Annotated in this window: 8 protein-coding genes and 1 pseudogene; 2 read left to right on the forward strand and 7 right to left on the reverse strand. The window is 73.8% G+C overall.

Going from position 1 to position 7418, the window contains the following annotated elements:
* Positions 1 to 119: 119 nt before the first annotated feature.
* Positions 120 to 698: a hypothetical protein gene (locus HII36_RS51740; protein WP_173530776.1), complete on the reverse strand. Its 579-nt coding sequence runs from the start codon at positions 696 to 698 to the stop codon at positions 120 to 122.
* A 171-nt stretch (positions 699 to 869) separates the two neighbouring features.
* On the opposite strand from HII36_RS51740, the gene HII36_RS51745 reads away from it, so the two are divergent.
* Together HII36_RS51745 and npdG are read left to right on the forward strand one after the other, a co-directional pair.
* A complete protein-coding gene (locus HII36_RS51745; RefSeq protein ID WP_173530777.1) occupies positions 870 to 2012 on the forward strand; it encodes a lipase family protein in 1143 nt (380 codons plus the stop codon).
* Between the two features lie 132 nt (positions 2013 to 2144).
* Entirely contained in the window at positions 2145 to 2798 is a 654-nt protein-coding gene (gene npdG, locus HII36_RS51750; RefSeq protein WP_173530778.1) for an NADPH-dependent F420 reductase, read from the forward strand.
* 36 nt (positions 2799 to 2834) lie between these two features.
* Here the strand turns inward: npdG and HII36_RS51755 are convergent, their stop codons facing one another.
* From HII36_RS51755 to HII36_RS51780, 6 genes and pseudogenes are all read right to left on the reverse strand, one after another.
* Positions 2835 to 3440 carry a response regulator transcription factor gene (locus HII36_RS51755; RefSeq protein WP_173530779.1) on the reverse strand — a complete coding sequence of 202 codons (606 nt, stop codon included), beginning with the start codon at positions 3438 to 3440 and terminating at the stop codon, positions 2835 to 2837.
* On the reverse strand, positions 3437 to 4537 hold the full coding sequence (locus HII36_RS59045; RefSeq protein WP_173530780.1) for a sensor histidine kinase: 1101 nt from the start codon (positions 4535 to 4537) through the stop codon (positions 3437 to 3439). Before HII36_RS59045 ends, HII36_RS51755 begins: the two co-directional genes overlap by 4 nt.
* 7 nt (positions 4538 to 4544) lie before the next feature.
* Complete coding sequence (locus HII36_RS51765) at positions 4545 to 5264, reverse strand: ABC transporter permease (RefSeq protein ID WP_173530781.1); 720 nt, start codon at positions 5262 to 5264, stop codon at positions 4545 to 4547.
* A gap of 31 nt (positions 5265 to 5295) precedes the next feature.
* A complete protein-coding gene (locus HII36_RS51770) occupies positions 5296 to 6183 on the reverse strand; it encodes an ABC transporter ATP-binding protein (RefSeq protein WP_173530782.1) in 888 nt (295 codons plus the stop codon).
* 45 nt (positions 6184 to 6228) lie between these two features.
* Positions 6229 to 6927, reverse strand: coding sequence for an alpha/beta fold hydrolase (locus HII36_RS51775; protein WP_173530783.1), 699 nt, complete (start codon positions 6925 to 6927; stop codon positions 6229 to 6231).
* A gap of 13 nt (positions 6928 to 6940) precedes the next feature.
* Positions 6941 to 7418, reverse strand: a pseudogene (locus HII36_RS51780) (PLP-dependent aminotransferase family protein); the annotation flags it as partial.

Below are 7418 nucleotides of genomic sequence, written 5' to 3' on the forward strand. Positions count from 1 at the left end.
GTCCGGTGAGTGCACACGAGCGCTTCCCGGCCAGGGCCGACAGATCCCGTTGAGGACCTCGAGGTCAGTCAGTCGCTGGGTCAGACCCTGTCGGGAAGCGCTCATCTACATCATCACTGTCAGTCGGTGATGTGGGGGCCGCTGACCTTGTCGAGGAGGCGGGCCAGGCGGTCGCGGAGCCGGGGACGCTGTTCCAGGTCCCCCGCCGCCGCGCTGACCAGGTGCTGAGCGCCGTCGAAGGTCACCAGCCCGGTGGCGGGCACGGTGATGGCGTCGTGGGCCAGCCCGGTCAGCTCGGGGTCGCCGCCGTCGATGGCCAGGATGGTCGCGCCGATGCGGCGGGCGTCGTCCACGCGTTCGAGCAGCGGAACCGGGGCCCGCGTCTCCGAGACCACGAACAGGGTTTCGCCGCGCGCCGCCCGCTCCAGGCGGTCGAGCCCGACCCGCAGGTGGGGTGGGGCGTCGGCGGGGGGCGCCCAGCGCACCAGCGTCGGGGTGAGCTGGGTGAGGCCGGACAGCCGGGCCTCGTCGTCGAGGTGCGCGGTCAGGTGCCAGGGCTCGTCGTCGGGGCTGCCCACCAGCAGCAGACCGCCGGGCGAGCGCGTGGTGCGCAGCGCGAGCCCCAGCTCGCGGGTGCGCTCGAGCCATCCCGTCTCGGCGAGTAGCTCGCGCAGCAGGGCCACCGAACCTGAGTCCATGATTTCCATGGTGCCTGACGAGCCCGTTCGCGGTGGCCGTTTCAGGAGTGACGGGTTGACATTGTGGTTGCTTCGGCGTCATTTCGGGCCTTGACAGCGAGTTACTGGCGGGTAACGATCCTTGCGCGGCGCCGCCCTCCCACGGGTCCATCCTCACGAGAGGGGCGGCACATGAAGTCAGGTGTGCGCGTCAGCATGTCCATGATCCTGTTATTGATCATGTCGCTCGTCAGCGTCCCGGCCCGCGCGGCCACGGCCGGGGACGTGGTCTCCGCCCGTCCCACCACCGTCTACCTCCTGCCGGGCAAGCTGCTGGAGGTGCCGGTGAACGCCTGGCATGTCCTGTACCACTCGACCTCCGCCACCGGTCAGCTCAACGCCGTCTCCGGCACCCTGCTGGTGCCCAAGTCGGGCTATCCGTTCGGCGCGCGTCCCATCGTCGGGTACGCCGTCGGCACCCACGGGCTCGGCGACCGGTGCGCGCCCTCGGTCAGCATGAGCGAGGGCAGGGAGGCCGAGCTCGCGCTGGTCAGCCTGTTCCTGCTCAAGGGCTTCGCGGTGGTCATGACCGACTACGAGGGTCTCGGCACGCCGGGGCAGCACACGTACATGGCCGGGATCTCGCAGGGGCACGCGGTGCTCGACTCGATCAGGGCCGCGGCGCGGGTGCCAGGCTCGGGGCTGTCCGCGTCGGCGCCGGCGGCCGTCATGGGGTACTCGCAAGGCGGCGCCTCGGCCGGCTGGGCCGCGCAGTTGCAGCCCACGTACGCGCCCGAGCTGCGGCTCAAGGGCGTGGCGGCCGGCGGCGTGCCCGCCGACCTGCACGCCGTGGCCACCCACCTGGACGGCTCGGCCGACTTCGGCCTGGGCGCAGCGGCCGGGATCGGGTTCGACGCCGCCTACCCCGAGCTCGACCTGGCGGCCGATCTCAACGACCGGGGCCGGGCGCTGCTCGCCGACGCCGCCGACGACTGCGTGGGCGAGCTGAGCAAGCTGGCCGGGCTCCGCTTCGCCGACCTGAGCCCGGTCGACCTGCTCAACCAGCCCAAGTGGCTGGCCCGCCTGGCCGAGAACCGGCTGGGCGCGATCCGGCCGCGCGTGCCGATGTTCCTCTACCACGCGCGCGGCGACGAGATCATCCCGTTCGCGGTGGGCGCCGAGCTGCGGGCCGCGTACTGCCGGGCGGGGGTGAACGCCCGCTGGGCGGCGCTGTCCGCGCCGAACCACGTGACAGGCGCGGTCGAAGGCGGGCCGCTGGCCATCGAATGGCTGACGCTGCGGCTGCTCGGGCTGCCCGCGTTCGGCAACTGCTAGCCGGCGACCGCTCATCCACGGAACGACACCGTGCCCGGGACCCGAGGGTCCCGGGCACGGTGTCGTTCCCGGGCGGCGGTGGGTGTCGCCCCGTTCCGGCCAGGCGGGAAGAGGGCTGGCATGATCGGGGTTATGACGGACGTGAACGGACTTTCCATCGGAATTCTCGGCGGCACAGGAGACCAGGGCAAAGGGCTGGCGCGGCGGTTCGCGCTGGCCGGGTACCGGGTCCTGATCGGGTCGCGCAGCGCCCAGCGGGCCCAGGAGGCCGCGGACTCCATCGGCAGCGGGGCGAGCGGCGGCGAGAACGCCGCCGTGGCGGCCGAGGCCGACCTCGTGATCGTCGCGGTGCCCTACGACGGGCACAAGGCGCTGCTGGAGTCGCTGCGCGCCGAACTGGCCGGGAAGATCGTGGTGGACTGCGTGAACCCGCTCGGCTTCGACAAGCAGGGCGCCTACGCGTTGCCGGTCGAGGAGGGCAGCGCCGCCCAGCAGGCCGCGGCCGTGCTGCCGGACAGCCGGGTGGTGGCCGCCTTCCACCACGTGTCGGCGGTCGTGCTGCTGGACCCGGCGGTGGAGAAGGTGGACCTCGACGTCCTCGTGCTCGGCGACGACCGGGAGGCCACGGACCTGGTGCAGGAGCTGGCGGCGGTCATCCCCGGCGTGCGCGGCGTCTACGGCGGACGGCTGCGCAACGCGCACCAGGTGGAGGCGCTGACCGCGAACCTCATCTCGGTCAACCGCCGCTACAAGGCGCACGCGGGCCTGCGCGTCACCGACATCTGAACCCGGCCAGGTCGGAGCCCGCCGAAGCCGGACGGGTCAGAGCCAGCCGGCGTCCTCGGCGATCCTGATCGCGTCGATCTTGTTGCGGGCGCCGGTCTTGGTGATGGCCGCCGTCAGGTAGTTGCGCACGGTGCCCGCGGACAGGTGCAGGCGGGTGGCCGTCTCCTCGGCGGTCGCCCCGTGCGCCGCCTCCTTCAGCACCAGCGACTCCCTGGGGGTCAGCGGGCTCTCGCCGTACGCCATGGCCGCCGAGACCAGTTCCGTCTCCAGCACCCGCAGCCCGGCCGCGGTGCGCCTGATGGCGTCCGCGAGCCGGTCGCCCGGCGCGTCCTTGACCAGGAACGCCTCGATGCCCGCGGCCAGCGCGCGGCGTACCTGGCCGGGCTGGCCCAGGGCGGTGAGTATGAGCACCCGGCACGACGGAAGTCGCTCGCGCAGGGTGGTCGCGGCGGTGATGCCGTCGACGCCGGGCAGGTCGATGTCGAGCACGGCCACGTCCGGCAGGGTGGCCAGGGCGGCGGGCACGATCTCGTCGCCGCGCGTCACCTCGGCGACCACGTCGATGTCGGATTCGAGGCGCAGCAGCGCCGTGAGCGCGGCCCTGATCATGTGCATGTCCTCGGCCAGCAGCACCTTGATCACGCCGGGACCCCCATCGCAGGTACCTCCATGGCCAGCAGGAAACCGCCGTCGGCCGCCGCGCCCGCCGAGCAGCTGCCGCCGGCCTGGCCGGCGCGTTCGGCCAGCCCGGACAGCCCGGCGCCGGTCGTGCCCGGCGCGGCGGGCGCGCCGTCGTTGGCGACCTCCAGCCGGACCCCGCCCTCCCGCCGCGAGGTGGTGATCGTGCAGGTGGTGGCCCGGCTGTGGCGCAGCACGTTGGTGACGGCCTCCCGGACCGCCCAGGCCAGCGCCTCCTCGGACGGCGCCGGCAGCGGCACGTCGGCCAGGTGCGTCTGGCAGTTCACCCCGGACGACTCCAGCAACGCCACCGCCCGGTCCACCTCGCCGCGCAGCGACATCGCCCGGTAGCCGCGCGCGACCTGCCGCACGTCCTGGGCCGCCTCCCTGGCCACCTTGACCAGCTCCCCGACTTCGGCCCTCGCGGAGTCGGGGTCGCCGGTCATCAGCCGGGCGGCCAGGTCGCCCTTGAGCGCGATCGCGGTGAGGCTGTGGCCGAGGCCGTCGTGCAGGTCACGCGAGATGCGCAGCCGCTCCTTGAGCACGGCCGCGTCCGCGAGGTCGGCCCTGGCCTGCTCCAGCGCGGTCGTGACGCGGACGAAGGAGATCAGCGCGTAGGTCATGGCGCCGGTGACGGGGATGCTGAGTACGTAGAAGGCGGTGACGACGGCCACGTCGAGACCGGCCCAGAAGGAGTAGGCCTGGTACAGCGACATGGCCGTGACCGCGGGCACCGCCCAGCGCAGCGGCAGCGACGCCAGCAGCGCCCCCGCCAGCATCGGCGCCGCCATCGCCGACCAGCCGAACGGCAGCAGGTCGGGCAGGTACGTGACGGCGCACTGCAGCACCAGCGTGAGCGGGAACAGCGGGGGCCGTTCGCCGCGCATCGCCGTGCGCGCGTTCAGGTACAGCAGCACGGCGGTGGCGGCCGACACGGCGCTGGTCAGCAGCCCGTACCCGAGGCCGAGCCGGTAGTAGAGCACCGCGCCGGCCAGCGTGTACGCCACCGACGCGGTCAGGATCAGCGTCACCGCGAGCCGGCGGGCCTGGGAGGAGGTCACGGCAGAATTATGACCTTCGCGGTTCCCACCGGAACCAGAGCCTGATCGCCACGATGCCGATGAGCGCCCAGACGGCCAGGTTCAGCGCGGGCATCGCGACGTCCCCGTGCTTGATCGCGTTCACCACCGCGGTCGTGGGCATCAGGTCGAGCACGGCCTGCAGCCACGAGGGCAGCGGGATGGGCCCCATCGCGCCCGCGCCGACCCCGGCCCCCATGAACACCGGCATCGCGTAGATGGCGGCCAGCTCCGCGCGCGGGATCAGCGGCGTGAAGGCGGCTCCGAGCAGCGCGAGCACGGCCGAGCCCGCCACCGAGAACGCCGCGAACACCAGCGGATTCTCGGGCAGCGGCACGCCGGCGGCGAACCGCACGGCCACCGTGCACACCGCGATCACCGCCAGGGTCTGGGTCGCGGTGCTGGAGATCTGGCCGAGCAGGATCTGCGCGTCGGTCAGCTCGCCGGCCCGCAGCCGCTTGAGCACGAGCTGGTCGCGGCGGCTGGTCAGCGCGACGACGACGTTCAGGAACGCGGTGATCGCCAGCAGGAACGCGATCGAGGACTGGAAGACCGCGGTCGCCCCGGCGACCCCGTCGGGCTGGACGCGCCGCATCAGCGCGGGCATCCCGACGGCCAGCCCGACCGGCAGGAGCACCCCGACGAACAGCGTGGTCTTGTCCAGCCAGAACAGGCGGGTGCTCAGCTTGTAGGTGGCGGCGTAACTCATCGGGTCCTCCTCGTGAAGTCGGTGGCGGGGGTCATCGCGAGGCTCTGGGCAGGTCGAGGAACAGGTCTTCCAGCGTGGCGGGCCGGACCTCCAGCCCGCTCAGCCGCATCCCGCGCTCGGCCGCCCAGCTCAGCAGCGTCTGCGCGGCCAGGTCGGGGTCGTCGGCGCGGCAGACGGCCTCGTCGCCGTCGACGGTCACCGGCAGCGGCAGCGCGGCCGGGTCGAGCCCGGTGGGCAGGCGGAAGGCGACCCGGCTGCCGCGGGCCGCCAGCGTCTCGGCCATCCCGCCGGCGGCGACGATCTCGCCGGCGTCCAGGATCGCCATCGACGAGGCCAGGCGCTGCGCCTCCTCCAGGTAGTGCGTGGTGAGCAGGATCGTGGTGCCCCGGGCGGCCAGGCCGCGCACGACCTCCCAGGTGTCCCTGCGGCCCTCGGGGTCCATGCCGGTGGTGGGCTCGTCCAGGAACAGCACGTCGGGGCGGCCGAGCACGGCCAGCGCCAGGTCGAGCCTGCGCTTCTCGCCGCCGGAGAGCTGGCGCACCTTCGTGTCCGCCTTGGCCGACAGCCCGGCCAGCTCCAGCGCCTCGGCGCGGGGCCGGGGCGCGGCGGTGAAGTCGCGCCAGGCGTCGACGGTCCGCGCCACGGTCAGGTCGGGGAAGAACCCGGCCTCCTGCAGCATGACCCCGGTACGCCGGCGCACCTCGGCGCGCCCGGCCCGCGGGTCGTGGCCGAGCACCCGCACGGTCCCCGAGTCGGGACGCTGGAAGCCGGCCAGGATCTCCATCGTGGTCGTCTTGCCCGCGCCGTTCCTGCCCAGCAGGGCGAAGATCTCACCCTCGGCCACCTCGAAGGAGATGCCCTTCACCGCGTCGAAAGCCCCGTAGCTCTTCCTGAGCTCGTTCACCCGAATCGCTGTCATGCCCGCGACTCTTCCGTGCCGCGGCCGGGGCCGACAGTGAAGAATTCACGACTTCCGCGACAGGCTCAGCAGCGCCCCGGCCACGGACTCCGGGTCGAGTACCTGGTGCAGGTGCCGCCCGGGCAGCCGGGTCACCGGCCAGCCCCGCCCGGCCGCCGCCGCGGCCACCTCGTCGTACGGCGGGCCGTACCACAGGAACGAGCAGCGGACCTCGTCCCAGCCGACCGGCACCGGGACGGGCTGGGTGTAGTAGTCGAGCGGCAGGCGCGGCTGCTCGGCCACCACCCGTTCGCGTACGCCGGGGTCGGGCAGCAGCGCGGCCACGTCGTCGGGCGACCACCAGTCGCTCCAGCGCGGCAGAACGCCGTCGGGGCCGGCCAGGCCGCGCAGGAACGGCAGGAACTCCTCCTCGGCCGGGCGCACCAGCCCGCGCGCGGGCGGCAGGTGCGCGTCGGCGAACACGCACGCGACCACGCGGTCGCCCAGCCCCTCCTTGATCACCGGCACGAACAGCCCGGCGTTGCTGTGCGCGGCCAGCACGATCGGGGTCTCGGGCCCGTCGGTCCGCACGGCCGCGCGGACCGCCTCGACGGCTCGCGGCCAGTACGGCGCGCCCCCCACGCCGACCCCGGTCAGGTCGGGCACCACGGCCGCGTGGCCGCGCCGCTCCAGCGCCCGCGCCACCGGCTCCCACGTGGCGGGCCCCACCGACGGGCTGTGCACGAGTACGAACGTCGTCTCCATGCCGGAAACGATCTCAGACGATGAGCGCGTGCCGCGACGCCGGCCGGTCGGAGCCGTCGTAGACGGCCCAGGCGGCGGCCAGCCCGGCCACGGCGCGCGAGAGGTCGTCCTCGTCGAACAGGAAGTGCAGCCTGGTGTGGTCGGCGTGCCCGCCCAGCGGGTCGAACGACCGGCCGGGCGGCACCGCCACGCCGTGCCTGAGCGCCACCTGGGCGAAGGAGTCGGCCTCGCCGCGCGGCAGGCGCACCCAGATCGTCTGGCCGCCCTGGGCGGGCTCGAACGTCCAGGACGGCAGGCGCGCCCGCAGCTCGGCGCACAGGTGGTCGTGCCGCTGCCGCAGCACGCGCACCCGGGCGGCGCGCACGTCGTCGATCCTGCCGAGCAGCGCGGCGGCGGCGAGCTGGCTGAACACCTCGCCGCCCAGGTCGTGCACGGCACGCAGCCGGGCCAGCCTGGACACCAGCGGCGCGGCGGCCCTGATCCAGCCCACC

The sequence above is a fragment of the Nonomuraea antri genome, from assembly GCF_013283785.1.
Lineage (GTDB): Bacteria > Actinomycetota > Actinomycetes > Streptosporangiales > Streptosporangiaceae > Nonomuraea > Nonomuraea antri.